Here is a 23,040-nt window from a genome sequence, read left to right on the forward strand (position 1 = left end):
CTCAACGATCATGTGACAAACTTACAGCTAAACAGCGATGATCCCTCCGGGGCTACGTCCCTGCGGTATCGGCAGGCGGAATGGCACCCCGTCAAGGGTGCTTTCTTTTTAGCTGTGAAACTCAAATGCGTCACTCCTGCGGCGCCGGGTGGGCGTTACTGAGGAGCGAAAGTAATGGGTATATTTGTGCAGTAATACTAACGATCACACACGACTGAGCGAGATATGTACGGGCTTTTCAATGACAGCTTCCAGCCGGCGGTAGATGGGGTGGGTACCGTTGTCTATAATAATGCGATCCAGATGTATAGGATGGGGCGAGACGTGCATGTCGTGGTTCCGTACTCTAAGGGCGAACCTGAGTTGCCCGAGCCCTTCCCCGTCACTCGCATCCCCTCAGTGCCCGTGCCCCCTCGCCCTCCCTACTCGGTGGGGCTGCCCTTCATCCCCACCAGTGCGTCTCGCGAGGTGTATCACCTGCCCTTTGATCTCATCCACTGTCACGCCCCCTTCACCACTGGGCGGATGGGTCGGGTGATTGCTCGTAGGCGGGGCATTCCCTTCATCGCCTCATTTCGCTCCAAGTACTGGGACGACTTCTATGGTGCGACCAAGAGTCGCTTCCTCTCTCACTTGGCGAAGGATTGGATCATGGAGTTTTACCGCCATGCCGATCAGGTGTGGATCACAGATGAGTCGATCCTCGAGACGATGCATGAGTATGGATTTAGGGAGAAACGGGGTCAGATCGCCGTGGTGCCCAATGGGGTGGAGACGGTGAGTGAGGACTGGTCCGTACTCCGTGAGCGGAAGCGGCGTGAGCTGGGGCTGGATGATGCGACGCCGCTCTTCCTCTTCGTCGGGCAGCAGATCCGGATCAAGAATATCGGGATGATCCTCGATAGTCTTGCGCTGCTGGGTGATCGGAAGTTCCTCTTCTACTCCCTCGGTAGCGGTGTGGCGCGTGGGAAGTTTATCGAGAAGGCGAAGAGCTTAGGTCTGCAGGATAGGGCGATATTCCCCGGCGCAATCAATGATAGGACCGAGCTCTTCTCGTACTATGCGGCGGCGGATCTCTTCCTTTTCCCCTCGCTCTATGACACCTACGGCAATGTGATCCGCGAGGCGGCGCTGATGCATACACCGAGCCTGCTGCTGGAGGGGACCACCTGCGCTGCGCCCTTTCAGGATGGGGTCAACGCCTTTATCGCCAGACAAAATGATCCACACGTCTATGCGGAAAAGATCATCGAGACGATCCGTGATGTGGAGGGACGGCAGCGTGTGGCGGATCGGATCCCCCACACGATCTCCCGCACCTGGGAGGATGTGGTCGGGGAGGTGGTCGATCGGTATGACAAGCTGATCGCACACCACGAGAGTCGGGGGCGATTTAGACTATGAAGAGAGGTTAAAAGTGCCGTCATCCAAAAAGATTTCAGTAACTCGTGCTACATAGGTCAGAGAAAATTTGTATCTTTGAGGATAGAAAGGGATCAGTCCCTGCAGTGACAAGACATTATTACAGCTCCAATCAATTTATATTAAGGTAAAAAAGAGATGAACAAGGAACAGCTAGAACAGATGAAAAACGGCAAGGGCTTCATTGGTGCCCTTGACCAGAGTGGTGGCTCTACGCCCAAGGCCCTGAAGTCCTACGGCCTGACCGAGGATGCCTGGAGCAATGAGACGGAGATGTTTGAGCTCATCCACGAGATGCGCACCCGTATGATCAAGAGCCCCGGCTTTGCTGAGCACAAGATCATCGGTGTGATCCTCTTTGAGCGCACTATGCGCGGTGAGATCGATGGCAAGAAGACCCCCGACTACCTCTGGGAGAACCTCCGTATCGTACCTTTCCTCAAGGTCGACAAGGGTCTCTGCGAGGAGAAGGACGGCGTACAGCTGATGAAGGACTTCCCCGGTCTCGACGACCTCTGCGAGGATGCTGTGAAGCACCATATCTTTGGTACCAAGGAGCGCAGCGTCATCAAGCAGGCCAATGAGGAGGGCATCAAGGCTATCGTGGCACAGCAATTTGAGTGGGGTAAGAAGATCCTCTCTCACGGCCTGATGCCGATCCTCGAGCCTGAGGTGGACATCCACTGCCCCGATAAGGCTAAGGCTGAGGAGATCCTCAAGCGCGAGATCCTCGCTCATCTCGACAAGATGGATCAGCCCGTGATGCTCAAGATCACTCTCCCGACGGTAGACAACTTCTACAAGGAGATCATCGAGCACAAGAATATCGTACGTGTCGTAGCCCTCTCCGGTGGCTACAGCCGCGAGCACGCCAATGAGCTGCTGGCTAAGAATCACGGCATCATCGCTTCCTTCTCTCGCGGTCTCGCTGAGGGACTCTCTGCACAGCAGAGCGATGAGGAGTTCAATAAGACCATCGGTGCCTCTATCGATGGCATCTATGAGGCCTCTATCAAGTAAGCAGTAGGTCTAAGACCTATAAAAAAGAGAAGGTCTCCACCCGGACGGATCCGGATGGAGACCTTCTCTTGCTATATTACTACAGGGTAGGTTACTTGAGAATGTTGCACGAAGTGCCATTCTCGCACATTTGTTTCAAATGTGCTGAGACTTTACACGAAGGATGAGATACAAGGCACTGAGGATGAGGTCGAAAGGAGCGTACCCGCGTACGTGACCGAGACCGAATTCCGAAAGCAACGCAGCAGATCGCCTTCGTGCAACAGTCTCTACTTATTGACCACAACTATCGGCTTGATCAGGTCGGCAGGCTTATCGCGCATAAGCTGCAGTGCCTCGGGGAGCTTATCCCAGCCCTCGAAGACGTGGGTGCAGAGTGGTTTCAGGTCGAGACGACCGAAGGAGACGAGACGGGCGAGCTTCTCCATACGGAGGCGACCGCCGGGCATCAGACCGCCATTGATCTGCTTGTGACCCATGCCGACACCCCACTCGACGCGCGGGATGGCGATGGTATCGCCCTTACCGAGGTAATTGACGTTGCCGATCTTGCCACCAGGCTTGAGTGCCTTGACTGCCTCTGAGAAGGTGTCCACCGTGCCACCGGCCATACAGATCTTGTCCACGCCCTTGCCGTCCGTCATGGCGAGTACCTGCTCGGAGATGGAGCCATCCTTGTAGCTGATAAAGTCGGTTGCACCGTAGCCCTTGGCTGCCTCGACGCAGACGGGTCGGGTGCCGACGGCGATGATCCGGGAGGCTCCGCGGAGGGCGCAGCCGGCAACGGACATCAGACCCACAGGACCGATACCGATCACCAGTACCACGTCGCCAAATTGCACATCCGCCAGCTCCACCGCGTGGAAGCCTGTCGGCACCATATCGCTGAGCTGGGTCGCCTCGACGGGGTCAAAGTCCTCGGGGAGGTGTGCCAGGTTGCCGTCCGCATCATTGACGTGGAAGAACTCACCGAAGACACCGTCCTTAAAGTTGGAGAACTTCCATCCTGCCAGCATACCACCGCTGTGCATAGAGTAGCCGGCCTGAGCCTCGAGAGAGTTCCAGTCAGGAGTGATGGCCGGCACGATGACCCGGTCACCGGGCTTGAAGTCCTTGACCAGATCGCCTACCTTGACCACCTCGGCACTGCACTCGTGGCCGAGGATCATATTGTGGCGATCGCCTATGGCGCCCTCCCAGAGGGTGTGTACGTCGCTGGTGCAGATGGCTACAGCGAGTGGCCTACAGATGGCGTCCATGGGACCACACTCGGGGACCGGCTTCTCGATCCAGCCTGCCTCCCCGATCCGGAGCATTGCGTATCCTTTCATGATGATAGATAGATTGTAAAAGTTAGGAAATAGATGGGTTGTCTTACTTGATGAGGTAAATGTAGCGAAAAAGAAAGTCCGGTGTATCGATTTTCGGGCGAATTACAGAATTGCTTCTGCAATTAACACTTCCCCTCACTCCTCCACCGTGAAGAGAGTGATCCGGTGCTCCTCGGAGTAGTCCGGGGCGATCCGATGGCGACTGAGGTAGGCGATGATCGCCTCCTCGGAGGTCTGGTGCTCGTCCTTGACCCTTGACTTGTCTCCAAAGGAGTAGACCGATGCGGCATAGCTGCTGAGTGCCACCTTGTAGGTGCGGTCAGGGTCGAGAGGCTGATCGTTGTCGTCCAGGATCGTGACCCCCTCGAGGGTCCCGTCGGCTCTGAGGGCGTAGGTGACGTGCAGTCCGGAGGGGACGATCGGTCGCCGGTTGTCGAGCTGGTCAAAGCCACTCTCGAAGAGCCGGAGTAGCTCTGCAGGAGTGAGCTCGACGGTCATCATCTGATTGGAGAAGGGATCCAGGGTGTAGACATCCAGCATCGAGATCGAGCCGGGCGCGATGGAGTCGATGCGGATGCCTCCGGGATTGGTGAGGGCAAAGTCAGCTCCCGTCACTTCGCGGAAGGCGTCGGTCATCAGGTACCCCAGCTCCTCCTTGCTCAGCAGTCCTATCTCCGTAGTGGCGAGTGCCTTGTGCATCTCAGGATTGGCGAAGATCTTGTCGACGAGTGCCCTCATCGCAGGCTGCTCCTTGCCACCCTCCTCTATCGGGATGAGCCTGGAGCTTCGGGCGATGACTCTCCGGTCGGGCCCGAGGGTGAGGTCCGTCAGGGTGCAGTAGTGGAGCTTGGAGCCGGCCTGAGTGATCAGGATGCCATTCTCATACAGCTCCCTGTCGATCTTGGTGTGCGAGTGTCCACCGACGATCAGGTCCACCACACCGGTCGGCAGTGCCTTGGCGAGAGCTTGGTCGTGGAGGACACCGTAGTGATTGAGGAAGAGAAGTACATCGACGCTGTCCCGCATCCCGAGGTAGCGCTCGTAGCTCTTCATCGGGTCGTGGAAGGTAAAGGGGCGTACCTTGTCGGGATGGGAGTCGGGGATGCCCAGCTCGTTGATGAAGAGAAGCGAGATGATGCCTACGGTGTAGCCGTTCTTTGTCCTCAGCGTCATCCTCGGGCGGATAGGCAGGTCTGCCGTAGGCTCCATATTGGCACAGAGGAAGGGGAAGGTGGCGTGGCTCGCTAAGTAGGCGAAGCCCTCCCTCCCGGTGTCAAACTCGTGATTGCCCACCGCAGAGGCGTCGAAGCCGATCGCATTCATCATCTCTATCATCGGCCAGCCCTTGGGGTCGTATTGGTCGTTGAAGGGGTTGCCGGTCTGGTTGTCTCCGCCCGAGAGTACCAGCAGCTCGGGGTACTCCCTCCGGAGGCTGTCGACGATGAAGGCGAAGCGGGGCATGCGCTCCATCCCTGCGTGCATATCATTCACCGAGAGGATGCGGATGTGGTTGCCCGACTTGTGGTGCGACGAGACGCCACAGCCTGCGAGGAGCAGGGTGAGCAGGGCGCCGGTGATCAGGGTAAGTGTATTGATGTGCTTCATTGCTTGTACTCAGCTTTGTTGGGTTATAGTCAGTCTCATCCCCTCCTCCAGTGGTCCATCCGGTGCCACCTCTAGTCCATTCTCGTCCCTCGCGATCCATCCGGATGTCTTTTCGCCCACCTCGGTTGCCCAGGTGCGGATCGCATCGGCCACAACAGCTCCTGCAAAGAGGGTGACCGGTTGTCCATTGACTACTACTCTCATGATTACAGGCTCAGCTCGGTGATTTTCTCCTGAAGCTTTGCCGGCTGGTAGCCGCGGAAGACGATCTCGCCCTCAGGGCTGATCAGGATCAGTGTCGGGATGCCGAGGACGCCATAAGCATCGTAGGAGACATTGTCCTTATCAAATATCGTCTCCCAGCTGAGCCCGAGACTCTCCTTGGCGCGGTCGTTGTCAGCCTTTGACTTCTCGCGCACGCCGATGCTGAGCACGCGGAGGGTCTTGCTATGCTCCTCTGAGAGTCGCTTCAGCTCCGGCATAGCCTGCCGGCAATAGACGCACCACGAGGCCCAGAAGTCCAGCAGCAGATACCGCTTGCCATCCATATAGTCGCTGAGCTTGACGCTCTTTCCCTCCCCGTCAGGGATCTCAAAGTCCCCCTTGTAGGGCTTGCCGACAGAGGTCTCGAGTGCGCTCTTTGCCTTGCTGTACCGCTCTCTGTTCTTAGCGTCTCTCTGCACAAGCTCCGATGCGCCCTCATAGAGAGACGCATACTCCGCCTCATCGGCGTAGTCCAGCTCACGGAACATCAGCGCCCCTACGAGGTCATCATGGTGGCTCTCGTAGTACTTGGCGGCGATAGCACTCCGCACTCCGGCGCGCTCCACACGCACTTGGTCGATCTGGGCCTGGATCTCGTGAGACTCCTTGGGGTCACTCGCCTCCCTGAGTTGCTGCTCGAGCGACTCCTGCTTGGATGCGAGAGCGTCTGTCTGCTCCTCTACCTCTTTAGTAAAGGAGGTGAGCGCTCCATTTAGGCTCGCGGGATCCTCTGAGGTGATCGTGATGGCACCGCTTGGGGTCCGGGTGAGGGTAAAGTCGCCCCTCTCCGGTATGAAGGGCAGCTCTATATCGCCCCGAGGGATCGAGATCATCCCCAGCAGAGTGTCGGAGGGGGTGCTGCTACTGAGGGTGAAGCTATTGTTGCTGATGCGGGCTGAGTCGGTGCCAATAGGGTTGGTGACGAGGTAGACCATAGCGCCCTCCAGCTCGGCAGGTAGCTCGCTTCCCTTGATGGTGCAGGTCTCGGTATGGCTCTGACAACCACAGAGCAGTGCCGCGAGAGCGAGTGAGGTGAGGTATTTCTTCATGACTTTGAGAAAATCCTTTTGCGTGATACAAAAAAAGAGGGACCGCCTCTCCTACTGAGAAGCGATCCCTCAAATGTACTATTTTTCTTAGGAGAAAAGGGCCCGCTTAGAGACCGAGCTCCTTGATCTTAGCGTCCAGATCTTGCGGGCTGTGGCCACGATAGACGATCGTCCCCTCAGGATTGACGAGCATGAGGGTCGGGATGCCGAGGATGCCATACTCCTTGGTGGACCGGCTCTCCTTGTCGAAGGCGGTATTCCAGGTGATGCCCAGCTCCTTGCGAGCGGAGTCGTTATTCTCCTTGCTCTTCTCCCACACACCGACGCTCAGCACGGTGATGGTCTTGCTGTGATCCTTCACGATGCCGGCAAGGTGAGGCATGGCCATGCGGCACGGTCCACACCAGGAGGCCCAGAAGTCGACCAGCAGGTACTTCCCCTCCTCCATATAGTCGGAGAGCTTCACGGTCGTACCCTCGCCGTCGCTGATCTCGTAGTCACCCTTGTAGGGCTTGCCCTCAGAGGTCTCGCGAGCGACGATGATCGTGTCGTAATGATTCTTGAGGTTCTTGTCCGCCTTTACCACATCGGAGGCTCCCTCGTAAGCGGCGATGAAGTCGTCATCGCTCTCAAACTGGAGCTGAGAGAAGGCGAGTACACCGATCACGTTGTCCTTATTGGCCTCGTAGTACTTGCGGGCGAGCCCGTTATTGGCCTCGTAGTACTCCCTGTCGATCTGTTTCATCTCGGCACGCAGCTTCTCGGCAGCTTCTTCGCCGATGTCCTCCTTGGCGAGCTCCTGATCCTTGGCTCTGTAGGCCTGAGTGATCGGAGCCAGCGTCTCGTCCATCTCCTTGGAGAAGGTCTTGTATACAGCGTTGAGCGAGTTGGCTTCGTCAGCCGCGGTGATGGTGTACTTGCCATCCTCGCCTCGAGTGAGGGTGAAGTCTCCTGACTCGCGGATGACCGGGGTCTGGATCTGAGCGTCCTTGGAGACGAGGTACCAGATTTTCGTCACGTCGGTGCTGTCGGAGGTGAAGGCAAAGGAGCCATTGGTTACCAGTACGGAGTCCTTGTTGTCATCGTCCTGTATGAGGTAGAGGTACTTGCCCTCCATCTCCTCGGGGAGGTTGCTCCCCTTGAGGGAGAACTTTGGACTGCTCTGGCATCCGGCTACAAGTACGAGCCCGGCGATCAGTGTGACCGTGTGCTTTAGTTTATTCATGCTATTGGTACAAAGTGTATAAGTGTGATAATAATGTCGGTAATAGGGGGCAAGACCTCAGAGTCCCAGCTCCGTGATCTTGCTCGAAATCTCATCGGGCCTATTGGTCTTCAGTACGATATTCCCCTCGGGGCTGATCAGTATGAGTGTCGGGATGCTCTTCACTCCGTAGGCGTCAGCCAGTGAGGATTTGCTGTCAAAGAAGGTACTCCAGGTCATCCCCAGCTCCTCCCTGGCCTTCGCATTCGCCTCGGGCGTCTCGTTGAGCCCGCCGACGCTCAGCACGGTGATGGTGCCGGCGTGGCTCTTGGCGATCTCTGCCAGGTGAGGCATCGCTGCACGACAGGGACCGCACCAGGAGGCCCACACGTCGACTAAGAGGTACTTGCCCTCCTGCATATAGTCGCTCAGTTTCACGCTCTTGCCGGTCTCGTCCGTCATCGTCACATCGGTGTAAGGACTACCGGCAGCAGTCTTCAGCTCGCCCTTCTGCATAGAGTAGAGCTTCTGCATGTCGGCATTTGACGTGATCGCCTCGCCTGCCGCCTCGTACATCTCCACGAAGCCCTTCGGGTCGGTCATGGGGTAGATCGAGAGGGCCAGCAGACCGAGAGGGTTGTCCTTATTTTGGTCAAAATACTCCTTAGAGAGTACACCGACCTTGGCGTTGAAGTCCTCCGAGAGCTTCGTCCCCTTAGAGGAGAGCTCCTCGGTGATGGTCCCGCCATTTGCCTGCACCTCCTGCATCAGTTGCTGATTGGCGGCCATGAAGTCACCGTAAAGGGCGTCAAAACGATTGTAGAGTGTGGTGACCTGCTTATTAAGCTCCGTCGACGAGGGGTCGTAGGCAAAGTTGGTGCTGTCCACGACTAAGGTCGAGATCCCCGGCTCGGAGAAGAAGGGCATACCCTTACTTCCCATCAGGATGGTGAAGAGCTTGACGGGAGTATCCTTTGTCATCTTGAGCTCAAAGGAGCCGTCCTTGACCATCACGGAGTCCACCTTGTCCTGCCCATCGTATAGGTAGACATACTGTTGCTCCATCTCGGGCCAAGGGAGGCTGGTGCATCGCAAGACGGAGGGCTTGTCCTGCGAGCAGGCGCTGAAGCTCATGGCGGTGAGCGTGAGTGAGAGAATTAGGAGTGATCTCTTTTTCATTTGTCTATATAATATATAAGTGTGATGTCATTAGGCTGTCGAGGCTCATCCTCTTACAGGTCCATCAGGTAGGTATTCATGCCGGCGGCTGCGGTGCGTCCATCGCCCATGGCAAGGATCACGGTAGCTCCACCGCGTACGATGTCCCCGCCGGCAAAGACATCGCTGAGCCGGCTCTGATGCTTCTCCTCATCCACCTCGATGGTCCCATGGTTACTGATCTGGAGTCCCTCGAAGTGGGTCGGGATGATGGGATTGGGCTGGACGCCGATGCTGACGATCACTTCGTCCACCTCCACCTCGATGATGTCCCCCTCGATAGGCACGGGACGGCGACGCCCCCCCTCGTCAGGCTCTCCGAGGCGCATATGCTGGAGTCTCATCGTAGTGACGTGACCGCTCTCATCGGCAAGGTACTCGATGGGGTTGTAGAGGTTCATGAAGTCTACCCCCTCCTCCTTGGCGTGCTCGATCTCCTCCCGGCGGGCAGGCATCTCCTCCTCGCTCCGGCGATAGACGATCATCGCATGCTCGGCTCCGAGGCGTAAGGCTGTGCGGACGGCATCCATAGCTGTATTGCCACCACCGATGACGGCTACGCGCTTGCTGTGGTAGATCGGAGTGTCAGCGCCTGGGGTATTGGCGTGCATGAGATTGACGCGTGTCAGGTACTCGTTGCTCGACATGATGCCGATGAAGTTCTCTCCCGGAATACCCATAAAGCGAGGCAGACCGGCACCGCTACCGACGAAGATCGCCTTGAAGCCTTGCTCCACCAGATCCTCGTAGGAGAGTGTCTTGCCGACGATCACGTTGGTGTGAAAGTCGATCCCCATCTTCTTCATCTTGTCGATCTCGAAGTCTACGATCTCATTGGGAAGACGAAACTCTGGGATCCCGTATCTCAGCACGCCTCCCAGCTCGTGGAGAGCCTCAAAGACGGTCACCGTGTAGCCCATCTTGGCGAGGTCACTGGCGCAAGCGAGACCGGCAGGTCCTGAGCCGACGACAGCCACCTTGATCCCCTTCTTGTCGGCACAGATCTGTGTCGCAGGGATCTTGCCCGCTGTGATCTGCTCTCGCTCCCAGTCGGCGACAAAGCGCTCCAGGAAGCCGATCGCCACCGCCGGGTCACCGCTCTTGGTGTGGATACATCTCGCCTCGCACTGCCTCTCCTGAGGGCAGACACGACCGCAGACACCGGGGAGGGAGCTGGTCTCGTGGATCACATCAATCGCTTCCTTGAAGTCTCCCCTCTCGATATTCTTGATGAAGGTGGGGATGTTGATCGCCACGGGGCAGCCCTCCATACAAGTGGGCTTGGCGCAGTCGATGCAGCGCTTTGCCTCCACCATTGCGGTCTCGCGAGAGATCCCGAGAGCTACCTCCTCATTGTTGTGAGCGCGAGTCTTCCCCTCCTGTGTCGGCATGACCGCACGTGGGATAGCCATCCGCTCCTTTGTCTTCAGCTGATTGCGCAGATCAGCACGCCAAGCGGCCTTGCGCCACTCTTTTACCAGTTCGTAGTCTACGTTCATCTCCTGCTAAAGTCTAAGTTTGCCTCTCTATTTTTCTGCTCCTCGATGGACTTAAAGGCCCTCAGGCGCATCATCAGTTCGTCAAAGTCCACCTGGTGGGCATCAAACTCCGGCCCATCCACGCAGACAAACTTTGTCTCCCCACCTACAGTGACGCGACACGCACCACACATGCCGGTGCCGTCGACCATGATCGAGTTGAGGGACGCCAATGTAGGGATCTTGTGCTTCTCCGTTGTGAGGGCGACAAACTTCATCATAATGGCCGGACCCACGCAGATTACTAAGTCGACCGGCTCGCGCTCGATCACCTGTTCCAGCCCGAGGGTGACTACCCCCTTCTGTCCCATCGTCCCGTCGTCGGTCATGATGATCGTCTCGTCAGCCACCTCGCCGATCATGTCGTCCATGAAGATGAGGTCCTTTGTGCGGGCACCGAGGATGGCGATCACCTTATTCCCTGCCTCCTTCATCCCCTTAATGCTGGGGAAGAGCTCTGCGATACCCACTCCGCCACCGATGCAGACGACGGTGCCGTACTTCTTGATCTCCGTCGGCTTGCCGAGGGGACCTACGATGTCCGTGATCTCATCTCCTACGTTGAGGTGCGTGATCTTCCATGTTGAGACGCCCGCCGCCTGTATGATCACCTCGATGAGACCCTCGTCAGGCCAGGTATTGGCGCAGGTCACGGGGATCCGCTCGCCCATCTCCCCGACGCGGAAGATGATGAAGTTGCCCGGTCTGCTCGACCGCGCTATCAGTGGCGCCTCAATGGTCAGCGCGACCACACGCTCGGAGATCTGCTCCTTCTTGACTATCTTATACATAATCGGCACATTAATGATACAACATTCACGGAGATGGGATCTCGACTGCTGTCGGCACACTCGAGAGACCTCCTTGGGAGAGTGACGCACGACCCCTGAATGTCGAGCCCCGGAGTTTCCGTCAACTCAATGCGACAAATGTAGCTAATTGTTTGGTAAATCCTTTTATCCTTGCCGTCATCTTGCTCGCCTTTTTGGGGGCTGTGCGGATCCTCGGCGAGGGGGTGTCTCTGCAAGCGGATAACCATTTGCGAAGGTTTTGAATAGTGGTATATTTGTGTCAGATAAGCACATTCATAAATATGCGACTATGAATCAAAACAGTCTCTATTCGATCAATCAACTCTCAGAGGAGGAGATTCTTCGGATCCTTGATATGGCGGAGTGCTTCGAGCGTCAGCCCAATCGTGACTTCCTGCAGGGTCGCGTGGCGGCGACGCTTTTTTTTGAGCCTTCCACCAGGACGCGCCTCAGCTTTGAGACCGCTGTCAATCGCCTACGGGGTCGGGTGATCGGCTTCTCCGACGCACGTGCCACCAGCACGTCAAAGGGCGAGAGCCTGCACGACACCATCAAGATGGTCTCCAACTATGCCGACCTGATCATCATGCGCCACTTCCTCGAGGGGGCGGCCAAGTATGCCAGTGAGGTGACTGAGATCCCGATCATAAATGCCGGCGACGGTGCCAATCAGCACCCCTCGCAGACGATGCTTGACCTCTACTCGATCCGCAGGACGCAGGGTGGGCTGGAGGACCTGACGATCACGATGGTTGGAGATCTGCGATTTGGGCGCACAGTCCACTCACTGATCGAGGGGATGAATTACTTCCGCCCCCATTTCATCTTCGTCTCTCCTGATATGCTGGCCCTGCCGGCGGAGTACAGAGACTACTGTGAGGAGCACCACATCCCCACCGAGTACTCGCACGAGCTGACGCCTGAGATCATCGCCCAGACTGACATCCTCTACATGACGCGGATCCAGCGGGAGCGCTTTACGGACGATGAAGACTACGAGGCCGTGAAGGACTCCTTTATCCTCCGCGCTGATATGCTACGGTCGGCCAAGGAGACGATGCGTGTCCTTCACCCCCTCCCCAGGGTCAATGAGATCGCCATGGATGTGGATAGGACGAAGTACGCCTACTACTTCACTCAGGCGCAAAACGGTCTCTATGTCCGTGAGGCTCTGATCTGTAGGGCTCTCAATATTCCCGTCACCGAGTAACCAATGTACGAGTACCATGACTAAAGTAGAGAAAGGTCAGCTGCGGGTCAATGCGATCAAGAATGGGTCGGTCATCGACCATATCCCTGTGGAGCACCTCTTTAAGGTGGTCCGGCTCCTCCACCTCGACAGCCTCAATGTGCCTATCACCATCGGGCAGAACCTCCGCAGCAAGCGGATCGGACAGAAGGGGATCATCAAGGTGGAGGACAAGTTCTTCACCGAGGAGGAGCTCAATCGCCTCGCTCTCGTCTCGTCAGAGATTGTGATCAATGTGATCCGCGAGTACGAAGTGGTGGAGAAGAAGTACGTCACCCTGCCGGATGACATTCGCGGCCTCGTCCGGTGCCCCAATCCCAAGTGTATCACCAATAACGAACCGATGAAGAGCGCCTTCCGACTCCTAAATCGGGAGCAGGAGATCATGCAGTGCGAGTACTGCACCCGCAAGGTGCATCGCGGCGAGATCGTCCTATGCGATGAGTAATAAGACTGAGTATAAACCCTATCAATAGAGTAATCATGAGTAAGAGTAATAAAGGTAGCCTGATAGCCATAGTCATCCTCATCCTGCTTGTCCTCTGGGCGGTGGTCGCCGGCATAAGCTTTAATAATAAGGCGGTGCAGCAAGAGGAGGGCGTGCGCCAGGCGTGGAGCCAGGTGGAGAATCAGTATCAGCGCCGTGCTGACCTGATCCCCAATCTCGTCAATACGGTAAAGGGCTACGCCACCCATGAGAGGGAGACACTGGAGGGTGTCGTGGAGGCACGTGCCAAGGCGACCCAGATGACTGTCGACCCGACGAAGATGACCCCCGAGGACCTTGCTGCCTACCAGCAGGCTCAGGGTGAGCTCTCTCAGGCTCTCGGTCGGCTCCTCGCCGTCTCGGAGCGCTACCCGGACCTCAAGGCGAATGAGAACTTCAAGGCTCTCCAGGTACAGCTTGAGGGGACGGAGAACCGCATCTCCACGGAGCGGAAGCGCTTCAACGAGGTGACGCAGGAGTACAATACCTTTGTCCGCAAGTTCCCCAATAACATCTTTGGCTCTATCCTGGGCTTCAAGGCTAAGCCTTACTTTGAGTCTGTCGCCGGTGCCGATCGTGCCCCTGAGGTGAAGTTCTGACCGTGAAGCGGTTCTTTCTCCTTCCCCTTGCCCTGCTCTTGCTGCTCCTCTCCGGGGTGGCAAGGGCTGAGGAGCGGGACTATCGCCCGGAGGATGTGCCTAATGTCCAGAAGCAGGACTACCGACGCTTCGTCAGCGACCCGGAGGGGTACTTCACGCCGGATGAGCGGTCGGAGATTGACCGAGCTCTCTACGACCTGAGAGAGCGACACACTGTGGAGGTAGTGCTTGTGGTGCTGCCGGCGATCGAGAATGATGACCCGGAGACCTTTACGGAGGAGCTCTTCCGACTATGGGGCCTTGGTAAGGCCGAGGATGATAACGGACTGCTGATCCTCTACGTGACCCAGAGGCGCCGGCTGATCCGCTTCGAGACCGGGTATGGTCTCGAGGGGGCGCTGCCCGATGCAGCTACCTACGGCATCTCCCAGCAGATCCTCATCCCGGGGATCAAGGAGGGGAGGTCCAAGGATGCTTTCCTCGCCGGGATCAGCCAGATAGATACCTACCTCAGCGAGGGCTACGATCCCTCCAATGACGGAAACGTCGACTACACCGACGATGAGATGAGCGATGAGGATCTGCTGACGATCTTAGCCGGCTATGGGATCCTCTCCTCTGTGGTGGCGGTGCTGGCTCTGCTGGGGCTCTTCGGGCGGGTCCGTCTGGGAGGGACGCCGGCGGAGAAGTACTCCATCATCAGGCGAAGAGGGTCGGAGGTGCTTCCGATGGCGATAGGTTTCCTGCCGGGATTTCTCCTGATCTTTCTCCCTGTATACCTCTGGCTGAAGTCGAAGTGGCAGCACCGTCTCAAGGACTGCCCCTACTGCGGCGCTCACGATACCATTACCCGGCTGAGGTATCCCAATAACCTCTCTTATCTCAATGCCGGTGAGGCTCTTGAGGAGAAGCTCCGTAGTGTTGCCCATCCGGTGCTGGTCTGTGATCGGTGTCACCGGTCGCAGGTGATGAGCCTCGACAGAGACTCTCGGGAGTACTATCGCTGTCCCTCCTGTGGCGTGAAGGCTTACCATACTGCTGTCTCTGTCAATGCTTATGGCCGGCAGGTGACGGTCGGCAAGTGCGAGTACTGCGGCCATACCGACAGGGCGGAGCGTATACGCCGTCGGGGCAGCGGCTTCGGGCCCGTTATCTGGGGAGGCGGCTTCGGTAGCGGTGGCTTCGGCGGAGGAGGTAGCTTTGGCGGTGGTTTTGGTGGTGGCGCCTCCGGTGGCGGTGGCTCCACGTCCCACTTCTGACCCTTTCCCTTTCTACAAAGGAAGCGTCAGCCAATGTGTACGACCGTGATGCCTGCCCCTCCGAGATCGGCACGTTCGTCCTCATAGGAGGCTACGTGTGGGTGATCCGACAGTAGCTCGCGGATCGACTGACGCAGCGCTCCCGTGCCCGTGCCGTGGAGGATCCTGACGGTACTCATGCCGTAGCTCACCGCCTCGTCAAGAAATCCGGTCACTGCCCGTAGGGCTTCATCCACCCGTTGCCCTCGACAGTCAAGGAGGGGCTTAAAGGCTAACCGGCGCTCATCCGACTGCATCTCCACCACCTTGGGCGGCTCCTTGTGGATGATCGTCTGCTTGCGGATCGTGGGAGTGAGTTTGGAGAGTGGCACGGTGACGGTGATGCTTCCGAGGGAGACTCGTGCCTCCTTCCCCTTGATCTCTGTCACCTCGCCCACCGTATTTCCTCCCTCGAGCGTCACCCCGGTGCCGATGGTGATCGCCTCTCTTGATACGTTGCTTTTTTTCTGCTCCCGCTTCTCCTTTGGCTGCACCCTCTGCTCAAGTGAGGTGCGCTTATTGTCAAGCTTTTGCCGAGCCTTCCTTGTCCGCTCTTTATCTGCCTTGGCTGTCTTGATGTCGCGGATCGTCTTCTCCACCGCAGCGTTGGCTGACGAGACGATGTCCAGGGCTTCCTGATGAGCCTTGGAGAGGACACTCTCACGCTTAGACTGGAGGGCGTCAAGCTTCTGCTGGAGTCGGATGCGCTCCTCCTCGAGCTCCCTCTCCCGCTTGTGTACCTCCGACCGCTTACGACCCCAGTAGGCCTTGTCGCGCATGATGTCCTGGAGGTACTTGTCCTGCAGCATAAAGTCCTCTCCCACCTGCTCCGAGGCGTAGTCGAGGATCACCTCGGGCAGTCCGATGCTCCTGGCGATCTCTATAGCAAAGGAGCTCCCCGGCTGACCGATCACCAGCTGGTACAGTGGTTGTATCCGCTGCCGATCGAAGAGCATTGCCCCATTGATCAGTCCGTCGTGTGTCGAGGCGTAGTCCTTCAGGTTGCCGTAGTGGGTCGTCACTACACCGTAGGCGCCCATACGTCGGAATTGCTCCAGTGCACCCTCAGCAATTGCCCCACCGATGGTCGGCTCAGTACCGCTGCCAAACTCATCAATCAGCAGTAGCGTCCTGTCCGTGGTGTTGCGGGTGAAAAACTTGATATTCGTCAGGTGACTTGAGTAGGTGGATAGGTCGTCCTCAAGCGACTGCTGGTCACCGATGTCGATGAAGATCTTGTCAAAGAGCATCATCACGCTGTGGTCCTGCATCGGCACGGCGAGGCCACACTGTAGCATATACTGAAGTAGCCCTACGGTCTTAAGAGTGATCGACTTGCCACCCGCATTTGGTCCCGAGACGATGAGGATCCGATCCTCTGGAGAGAGCTTGATGTCGAGCGGGACGAGGGATCTTCCTTCCTCACGCAGGTGTCTCTCAAGGAGAGGGTGGCGCGCCTTCCACCACTCCATACGCTGCTCACCCGTCTCGATTACCGGCACCACCGCATCCATCTCTCCGGCGAGGAGTACCTTGGCGTGGACGAAGTCGAGTATCCCGAGGATCGTGATGTTGTCCCGCACCGTGTCGAGCCAGGGTCGTAGTCGGTCAGCAAAGGCGTGGAGGAGTCGGAGGATCTCCTGCCGCTCCTCGCCCTTCTTCTCTCTTATCTCATTGTGCAGCAGCACCACCTCCTCCGGCTCCACGAAGAGCGTCTTGCCGGTCGCCGACTCCTCGTAGACGATACCTCGGATGTCGCGTTTATTGCCGGGGTTGATCGGAAGGAGGAGACGACCGTCGCGCATCACGGCGGAGGCATCAGCATCGACCCAGCCCTGCTGTCGGGCATGGCGGAGGACCCGCTGCATCGTGGCCCCGAGTGAGCTCTCAAGAGAGCGGATCGCCCGACGGATACTCCGCAGCTCGTCCGATGCGCCATCAGGGATCTCCCCGTCGTCACCGATCAGCCGATGGAGCTCCTGCCTCAGCTCCTCCAGTGGCTCCAGTCGTCCGATCAGTCGGTGGAGGAGCGGGTAGTCCTCCGCCTCATCTTCCGTCAGTAGCTTGGCGGTGTCTGCAGTGGCATCCAGCATCTCGCGGAGAGCGCGCAGCTGCTCCGGCTCCAGGTAGGATCCCTCCGGCCTTACGCCCTTGATCGCTGAGCGGAGTGTCCCGAAGCCCCACGAGGGAAGGGCCCGACTGTCGCTGAGTTCCTGCATCTCGGTCACCCGCCTCAGCTCCGTCCTCAGCTCCCTTGACGTGGAGTCCATAAAGTGCATCTGCGACACCAAGTAGCGGGACACCTCATTTGAGCAGTAGTGGAGTAGCCTCTCCCTGAGGGAGGAGAAGCCGAGCTTGGTCGACTCCACCTCCTCCACCGAGGGATAGATGGGAGACTTGTCGTCGGTACGCTTGCGCATGGTCAGAAGAGGAATCGGATCACATCAGCCACGTTGGCATATATCATAAGGAGGAAGAGCAGCCCGATGCCGACCAGCTGAATGTAGTACATATACTTATAGGGGATCTGCCGCCGCGTGATCATCTCGATGAGGAGGAAGAAAATATGCCCTCCGTCAAGTCCGGGGATGGGGATAAGATTCATCACCGCGAGGATGATCGAGAGGAATGCGGTCATGGTCCAGAAGGATAGCCAGTTCCATACAGGCGGGAAGAGACTCCCGATGGTCCCGAGACCGCCGATGCTCTTCGCACCCTGAGGCGTGGCGACATACTTTAGCTGGTCCACGTACCCGGTCAGGAGCTGCCAGGAGCGTGAGACGCCCTTGGGCAGTGCCTCGAAGAAGCCGTACTCCTCATGTATTTTCCCAAATGCCTTACCCGGATCGGCGGAGAACATGATCCCCAGCCCCTCCTCCGGATCCGCGTAGACCGGTAGCTGGAGCGTCTCCTCGCCGCGACGCAGGGTGAGGAGGAGCGTGTCCCCGCGTAGCTCCTTCACGGCCGGCAGCAGACCGGAGAGCTTCATCGGTGTGCCATTGAGTGCCACCACCTCGTCTCCTGCCAGTACACCTGCGCGGGCGGCATTGGATCCGGTAAGGACGGAGTCGGCTACACTCGGGAGGTCGATGTAGAAGAGCGCACTATCGGTCTCCAGCATCGCCGGGATCAGGTCTACCGGTACGGCGAGGTCCACCCGGCTCCCCTTTCGCACTACCGTCAGGGTCTCTGCATTGGCGATCTCCTGGACGAGAGTACCATCGAAGTACTTGATCTCCTTGCCATCCAGCGCATAGGGGCGGTCACCATCCTGCAGTCCCATGCGGTGTCCTACGCTGGAGTAGGTGAGTGCATCGCCAACGCCCTCCATCGGTATGTGGTCCACGCCATAGTGGTAGGAGAGACCCCAGTAGATCAGGATCGCCATCAAGACATTATTCAGGATCCCACCTGCCAGCACGAGAAGCCGCTGCCACTTTGGTTTGGCTCTAAACTCCCACTCCTCCGGCTCGCTTGGCACGCCTGTCTCAGCCTCCTTCTCATCGACCATACCCTCGATGGCGCAGTAGCCTCCGAGGGGTAGCCAGCCTATGCCGTACTCCGTCTCGGACCCCTTTGGTTTCCACTTCCAGAGAGCAAATTTCCAATCAAAGAAAAGGTAAAACTTGGAGACACGGATGCCGAAGAGCTTGGCCCACAGGAAGTGTCCCAGCTCGTGAAAAAAGACCAGCAGTGAGAGTGAGAGGAGTAGCTGAAGTATGCGTATGAGGATTCCCATATATGGATCTATGCGTGATTAGTGTCGGGGACTCCAGCCCTCGGCCAACTTGCGAGTCTCGGTATCGCAGCCCTCCAGCATCTCGAGAGAGGCAGCGTTGCGCTGAGGCATACGATCGAGACAGTGGCTGATCAGCTCGGGGATGTCCGTGAAGCGAATATCACTGCGGAGGAAGCGACGGACGGCCACCTCATTGGCAGCATTGAGGACACAAGGCGAGGTGCCGCCCTCCTCGATGGCGCGGTATGCGAGGTCGATGCAGGGGAAGGCATCCCGTCGGGGACGCTCAAAGGTGAGGTTGCTCAGTTGCTCGATCGTCGGGAGATCCGTCAGGCTACGGAGTCGGTGGGGAAAGAGTAGGGCGTATGCTATCGGTACCCGCATATCCGGCAGTCCCAGCTGTGCCTTGACCGCTCCGTCGCGGAAGCCCACCATGGAGTGGACGATGCTCTGCCTGTGGACACAGATGTCGATGTCTCGGGGCGCTACGCCGAAGAGATGGTGCGCCTCGATCATCTCCAGCCCCTTATTCATCATAGAGGCGGAGTCTATCGTCACCTTGCTGCCCATGTCCCAGTTGGGGTTCCGAAGCGCCTGCTCAGGAGTCACCTCCCGGAGTTGCTCCATAGTGAAGTCGACAAATGGTCCCCCCGAGGCGGTGAGGTAGATCTTGGCGACATCGCCATGCCTCTCGCCGACAATACACTGGTAGATGGCGGAGTGCTCAGAGTCTACCGGGAGGATTACGCCTGCATTCTCCCGCGCCAGGCGGCTGATCAGCTCGCCACCGACGACCAGCGACTCCTTATTGGCGAGAGCCACCAAGCGACCGTTCTTGATCGCCTCAATGGTGGGGTGAAGCCCTGCAAAGCCGACAATGGAGGAGAGTACGACATCGGTGTCGTAGGAGCCGGCTACCTCCAGTACCGCCTCACGACCCGCCTTCACCTCGGTATCGGTATCGCGGAGGGCCTGCTTGAGCTCTTTGTACAGCTTCTCCTCCCCCGTCACCACGACACTCGGACGGAAACGGAGTGCCTGCTCCACAGCCACCCGCACGTTGGACCCAAATACAAGAGCCTCCACAGCCAGCTCATCGTGGTGTCGGTCGATCACCTCAAGTGCCTGGGTGCCGATCGATCCGGTACTTCCCAGCAGCGTAACTTTCTTCTGCGCCATATCTCTCTTATCTATAATACGGTCGCAAAGTTACCAAAAGATACCGCTCTGTCGGTGGTAGGAAATGAAGAGGGCGTATGGGCGACATCAACACCCACGTAGCGGAGAGAGTCTCACATACCCAGTGGCTTCGGCGCTGCAAATATACCGTTGCCCATCAGCATGATTGTCTCATGAGACCTTTGCATAATACCCCATCTGCGGCGTCACATTCGAGATTCGGTCTTGGTCATGTGCGTAAGCACACTCCCTTCGCCCTCACTCTCAGTCCCTTGCATCTGGGGCATTCTGCAAAGTCCCTGCCGAAAAAGCGGTGCTTTTTCGGCGAAAGACCATTTTGCAAAGGTCTTCTCATATAGTCTCTTCGGCTATCTTTGTGGTCAGACGTGTGGTCTATCCGACACTTCTTTCGTCTTCTATGGTGGGCGATGCCTATGGAGAGTGCATCCTCCTGAGAGATTAGGGTTTGCTCTTGATGCCCGCCACAGGATGGATTGCTGTGATCCTCAAGTACGTTACCCGGCAAATGGCAGCAGGAGGATATGGAGGAATAGGAAAATTGTAGTACATTTGCGGTCGCAAGTCATAATTAGTGCGATAACATTTACTTAAGACGATATAGCAATGAAACAGGGTATTCATCCGGACAACTATCGTGAGGTAGTATTTAAGGATATGTCTAATGGCGATATGTTCATTACTCGCTCTACTGTCGATACGAAAGAGACGATCGATGTAGAGGGTGTGACCTATCCTCTGGTCAAAGTCGAGATCTCCAGCAGCTCGCACCCCTTCTATACCGGTAAGGCTAAGCTCGTCGACACGGCAGGTCGTGTGGACAAGTTCCTCAATCGTTATGGTAAGCGTGCCGCCAAGAAGGAGGATCAGGCTGATAAGTAAGACCTCTTGCGATGTGATCCATCGCTCGCTTTTTCCTAAAGCAAGACACCATAAGCGCTGACAGAGGCCGCAAGCCTTTGTCAGCGCTTTTTTGCACCCTATATAAATTATGCCTATCCACGATACCATCTGTGCCGTCACCACGCCTGCCGGAGTCTCCGCAGTCGGGATGATCAAGGTGTCCGGTCCCTCTGCCCTCTCGTTGGTGGACAGGATCTTCGTCCCTAAGCGCAGGGACGCTGTATCACTCGCTCAGACGGAGGGCTACCAAATGGTCTATGGCCATCTTGTTGACCATTCGACGGGCGAGATGATCGATGACGGGATGGCGCTCGTCTATCGTGCGCCTCACTCCTATACCGGTGAGGAGATGGTGGAGCTGACGCTGCATGGCTCGCCGCTGATCCTCTCTCTGGTGATTGAGCAGCTCTGTGCCGTCGGGGCAAGGGTGGCAGAGCGGGGCGAATTTACCCGTCGGGCGGTACTCTCGGGGAAGCTGACACTCGGTGGTGCCGAGGCGGTCAATGATGTCATCTTGGCGACAAATAGGTCTGCCCTCAGGATGTCGCTCACCCAGATGACCGGGCGCTTTGGCACCCGTGTCGCAGAGCTGCGTGACGGGCTGATCCGGGTGGCTTCCCTGCTGGAGCTGGAGCTGGACTTCTCTGAGGAGGATGTTGACTTTGTCTCCCGCCCGGAGCTGCTGCAGAGCTGCGAAGCGCTGCGGGCGGAGGTACTCGCCCTCTCGGAAAGCTACCGGAAGGGGGAAGCGGTCAAGCGGGGCATCCCGATCGCTATCGTGGGCAGCCCTAATGTCGGCAAGTCTACCCTGCTCAATAACCTGCTTGGCGAGGACCGTGCCATTGTCTCCGACGTGGAGGGAACCACCCGTGACACCATCGAGGGGCACCTGTTTATTGACGGACAGGAGTTTCGCCTCATAGACACCGCCGGACTGCGTGAGACGGATGACCCGGTGGAGAGCCTTGGCATCGGGCGGACGATCCGCGAGGTCGGCTCTGCCCTGCTCGTCCTCTGGATGATCGATCCGAGGGAGACGACCGAGGCAGTGAGTGAGGTGTGGAGAAGGCTTCCCCCTGAGGCGCCAGAGGTGGTGGCTCTGCTCAATAAGTCGGATGAGACCACGGCTGAGGTGCGCCGTCGGATGTCGGACCACCTCTCTTCGCTGGGCATCCAAGAGGTGATCGACATCATCGGCAGGGACTCCGGAGAGGCGAAGAAGGTGACCGACCTCCTCCACCGCCACTTTGCCAACCTCGTGGTGGCAGAGGGTGAGGTGGTGGTCAGCAACCTCCGTCAGGCGATGGCGCTCCGCCGTGCAGCCGATGGTCTGGCGCGAGTGGAGGAGGGGCTAAAGGCCGATCAGCCGACCGTGCTGTTGGCTCAGGACCTGCGCGATGCCACGGCAGCGATGGGCGAGGTGATCGGGGATGTCGTCACAGAGGACCTCCTTGACTCCATCTTCTCCCACTTCTGCATCGGCAAGTAACGACCTCCTACTAACTCATAGAAACCATCAATAAGGCACTCTATTTGAGTGCCTTTTGTTTTATCCAAGACACTCGTCCGTTACCGATTTCCGTCGCTTCTACGCCTATACTATCATCGGTCATTTCAGGGGTAACGCATTTGAGTTTTACAGCTAAATAGAAAGCACCCCTGACGGGGTGCTATTCTGCCTGCCGATCCCGCAGGGGCGTAGCCCCGGAGGGATCATCGCTTTTTAGCCCGGTGGTCGAGGCACGAAGTGCCGAAGACCCCGGGTAAGAAGACCCATTTTAGGATATACGACCCCGCTAGGGTGTCGCACTTACCAGTCAGGCAATCAGTGCGACACCCTATCGGGGTCGCTGGGATAGAGCCCCATCGTAACCCGGAGTCTTCGGGGCTGCGCCCCTCGACATCCGGGCTAAAAAACGGGCACCCCTGTCGGGGTGCTTCGTACCCCACTCTTCACGATGAGTTGAATGACTTATGTAAAGATTAAATGCGTCATCCCTGTCGGTCATTTCAGGGGTAACGCATTTGAGCATTAGGGTAATCATACATCAAGGTGGTGTCATCCGTGAGGCTCCCGAAGGGTGCTCGCTCCATGAGAATGTTGC

Annotated in this window: 19 protein-coding genes; 8 read left to right on the forward strand and 11 right to left on the reverse strand. The window is 57.6% G+C overall.

All coding sequences use genetic code 11. The annotated features are described in order from the left end of the window. Nucleotides 1-225 precede the first annotated feature (225 nt). Nucleotides 226-1,404, forward strand: coding sequence for a glycosyltransferase (locus HMPREF2890_RS02875; protein WP_070465050.1), 1,179 nt, complete (start codon nucleotides 226-228; stop codon nucleotides 1,402-1,404). 156 nt (nucleotides 1,405-1,560) lie between these two features. Further along, nucleotides 1,561-2,442 (forward strand): fructose bisphosphate aldolase, encoded by an 882-nt coding sequence (locus HMPREF2890_RS02880; protein WP_070465053.1) that lies wholly within the window; start codon nucleotides 1,561-1,563, stop codon nucleotides 2,440-2,442. 269 nt (nucleotides 2,443-2,711) lie between these two features. Here the strand turns inward: HMPREF2890_RS02880 and HMPREF2890_RS02885 are convergent, their stop codons facing one another. From HMPREF2890_RS02885 to HMPREF2890_RS02920, 8 genes are all read right to left on the reverse strand, one after another. Further along, complete coding sequence (locus tag HMPREF2890_RS02885; protein WP_070465062.1) at nucleotides 2,712-3,773, reverse strand: NAD(P)-dependent alcohol dehydrogenase; 1,062 nt, start codon at nucleotides 3,771-3,773, stop codon at nucleotides 2,712-2,714. Between the two features lie 135 nt (nucleotides 3,774-3,908). Next, nucleotides 3,909-5,378 (reverse strand): bifunctional metallophosphatase/5'-nucleotidase, encoded by a 1,470-nt coding sequence (locus HMPREF2890_RS02890; protein ID WP_070465065.1) that lies wholly within the window; start codon nucleotides 5,376-5,378, stop codon nucleotides 3,909-3,911. A 9-nt stretch (nucleotides 5,379-5,387) separates the two neighbouring features. Continuing rightward, on the reverse strand, nucleotides 5,388-5,582 hold the full coding sequence (locus HMPREF2890_RS02895) for a hypothetical protein (protein ID WP_070465067.1): 195 nt from the start codon (nucleotides 5,580-5,582) through the stop codon (nucleotides 5,388-5,390). Nucleotides 5,583-5,584: 2 nt separating this feature from the next. Further along, on the reverse strand, nucleotides 5,585-6,691 hold the full coding sequence (locus HMPREF2890_RS02900; RefSeq protein ID WP_070465070.1) for a TlpA disulfide reductase family protein: 1,107 nt from the start codon (nucleotides 6,689-6,691) through the stop codon (nucleotides 5,585-5,587). A 106-nt stretch (nucleotides 6,692-6,797) separates the two neighbouring features. Further along, a complete protein-coding gene (locus HMPREF2890_RS02905; protein WP_070465073.1) occupies nucleotides 6,798-7,916 on the reverse strand; it encodes a TlpA disulfide reductase family protein in 1,119 nt (372 codons plus the stop codon). A gap of 57 nt (nucleotides 7,917-7,973) precedes the next feature. Then, on the reverse strand, nucleotides 7,974-9,074 hold the full coding sequence (locus tag HMPREF2890_RS02910; RefSeq protein ID WP_083289762.1) for a TlpA disulfide reductase family protein: 1,101 nt from the start codon (nucleotides 9,072-9,074) through the stop codon (nucleotides 7,974-7,976). A gap of 53 nt (nucleotides 9,075-9,127) precedes the next feature. Then, nucleotides 9,128-10,612: an NADPH-dependent glutamate synthase gene (gene gltA / locus HMPREF2890_RS02915; protein WP_070465083.1), complete on the reverse strand. Its 1,485-nt coding sequence runs from the start codon at nucleotides 10,610-10,612 to the stop codon at nucleotides 9,128-9,130. Then, complete coding sequence (locus HMPREF2890_RS02920) at nucleotides 10,609-11,442, reverse strand: sulfide/dihydroorotate dehydrogenase-like FAD/NAD-binding protein (protein WP_070465087.1); 834 nt, start codon at nucleotides 11,440-11,442, stop codon at nucleotides 10,609-10,611. Before HMPREF2890_RS02920 ends, gltA begins: the two co-directional genes overlap by 4 nt. Before the next feature lie 310 nt (nucleotides 11,443-11,752). Between HMPREF2890_RS02920 and pyrB the strand changes: the two genes are divergently transcribed. From pyrB to HMPREF2890_RS09165, 4 genes are read left to right on the forward strand one after another with little or no spacing between them, the layout of a single operon-like run. Then, nucleotides 11,753-12,673: an aspartate carbamoyltransferase gene (gene pyrB, locus HMPREF2890_RS02925; protein ID WP_070465091.1), complete on the forward strand. Its 921-nt coding sequence runs from the start codon at nucleotides 11,753-11,755 to the stop codon at nucleotides 12,671-12,673. Between the two features lie 16 nt (nucleotides 12,674-12,689). Further along, complete coding sequence (gene pyrI, locus HMPREF2890_RS02930; RefSeq protein ID WP_070465094.1) at nucleotides 12,690-13,160, forward strand: aspartate carbamoyltransferase regulatory subunit; 471 nt, start codon at nucleotides 12,690-12,692, stop codon at nucleotides 13,158-13,160. 35 nt (nucleotides 13,161-13,195) lie between these two features. Continuing rightward, nucleotides 13,196-13,798: a LemA family protein gene (locus tag HMPREF2890_RS02935; RefSeq protein ID WP_070465096.1), complete on the forward strand. Its 603-nt coding sequence runs from the start codon at nucleotides 13,196-13,198 to the stop codon at nucleotides 13,796-13,798. Nucleotides 13,799-13,800: 2 nt separating this feature from the next. After that, nucleotides 13,801-15,057 carry a TPM domain-containing protein gene (locus HMPREF2890_RS09165; protein WP_070465099.1) on the forward strand — a complete coding sequence of 419 codons (1,257 nt, stop codon included), beginning with the start codon at nucleotides 13,801-13,803 and terminating at the stop codon, nucleotides 15,055-15,057. A 26-nt stretch (nucleotides 15,058-15,083) separates the two neighbouring features. On the opposite strand, the gene HMPREF2890_RS02945 is transcribed toward HMPREF2890_RS09165, so the two are convergent. The 3 genes from HMPREF2890_RS02945 to dxr are packed head-to-tail and all read right to left on the reverse strand — an operon-like array spanning nucleotide 15,084 to nucleotide 20,014. Next, nucleotides 15,084-17,516 carry an endonuclease MutS2 gene (locus HMPREF2890_RS02945; protein ID WP_083289763.1) on the reverse strand — a complete coding sequence of 811 codons (2,433 nt, stop codon included), beginning with the start codon at nucleotides 17,514-17,516 and terminating at the stop codon, nucleotides 15,084-15,086. Nucleotides 17,517-17,518: 2 nt separating this feature from the next. Continuing rightward, nucleotides 17,519-18,835 (reverse strand): RIP metalloprotease RseP, encoded by a 1,317-nt coding sequence (rseP, locus tag HMPREF2890_RS02950; RefSeq protein WP_070465102.1) that lies wholly within the window; start codon nucleotides 18,833-18,835, stop codon nucleotides 17,519-17,521. Nucleotides 18,836-18,853: 18 nt separating this feature from the next. Then, the gene (dxr, locus tag HMPREF2890_RS02955) at nucleotides 18,854-20,014 is read right to left on the reverse strand and encodes a 1-deoxy-D-xylulose-5-phosphate reductoisomerase (protein WP_070465105.1); all 1,161 of its coding nucleotides are present in this window, start codon (nucleotides 20,012-20,014) and stop codon (nucleotides 18,854-18,856) included. Between the two features lie 624 nt (nucleotides 20,015-20,638). Here dxr and HMPREF2890_RS02960 point away from each other — a divergent pair. Continuing rightward, nucleotides 20,639-20,914 (forward strand): type B 50S ribosomal protein L31, encoded by a 276-nt coding sequence (locus tag HMPREF2890_RS02960; RefSeq protein WP_070465111.1) that lies wholly within the window; start codon nucleotides 20,639-20,641, stop codon nucleotides 20,912-20,914. Between the two features lie 109 nt (nucleotides 20,915-21,023). After that, nucleotides 21,024-22,424, forward strand: a complete 1,401-nt coding sequence (gene mnmE / locus HMPREF2890_RS02965; RefSeq protein ID WP_070465114.1) for a tRNA uridine-5-carboxymethylaminomethyl(34) synthesis GTPase MnmE — start codon at nucleotides 21,024-21,026, stop codon at nucleotides 22,422-22,424. Nucleotides 22,425-23,040 lie beyond the last annotated feature (616 nt).

It is taken from the genome of Porphyromonas sp. HMSC065F10, assembly GCF_001808555.1.
GTDB lineage: Bacteria > Bacteroidota > Bacteroidia > Bacteroidales > Porphyromonadaceae > Porphyromonas_A.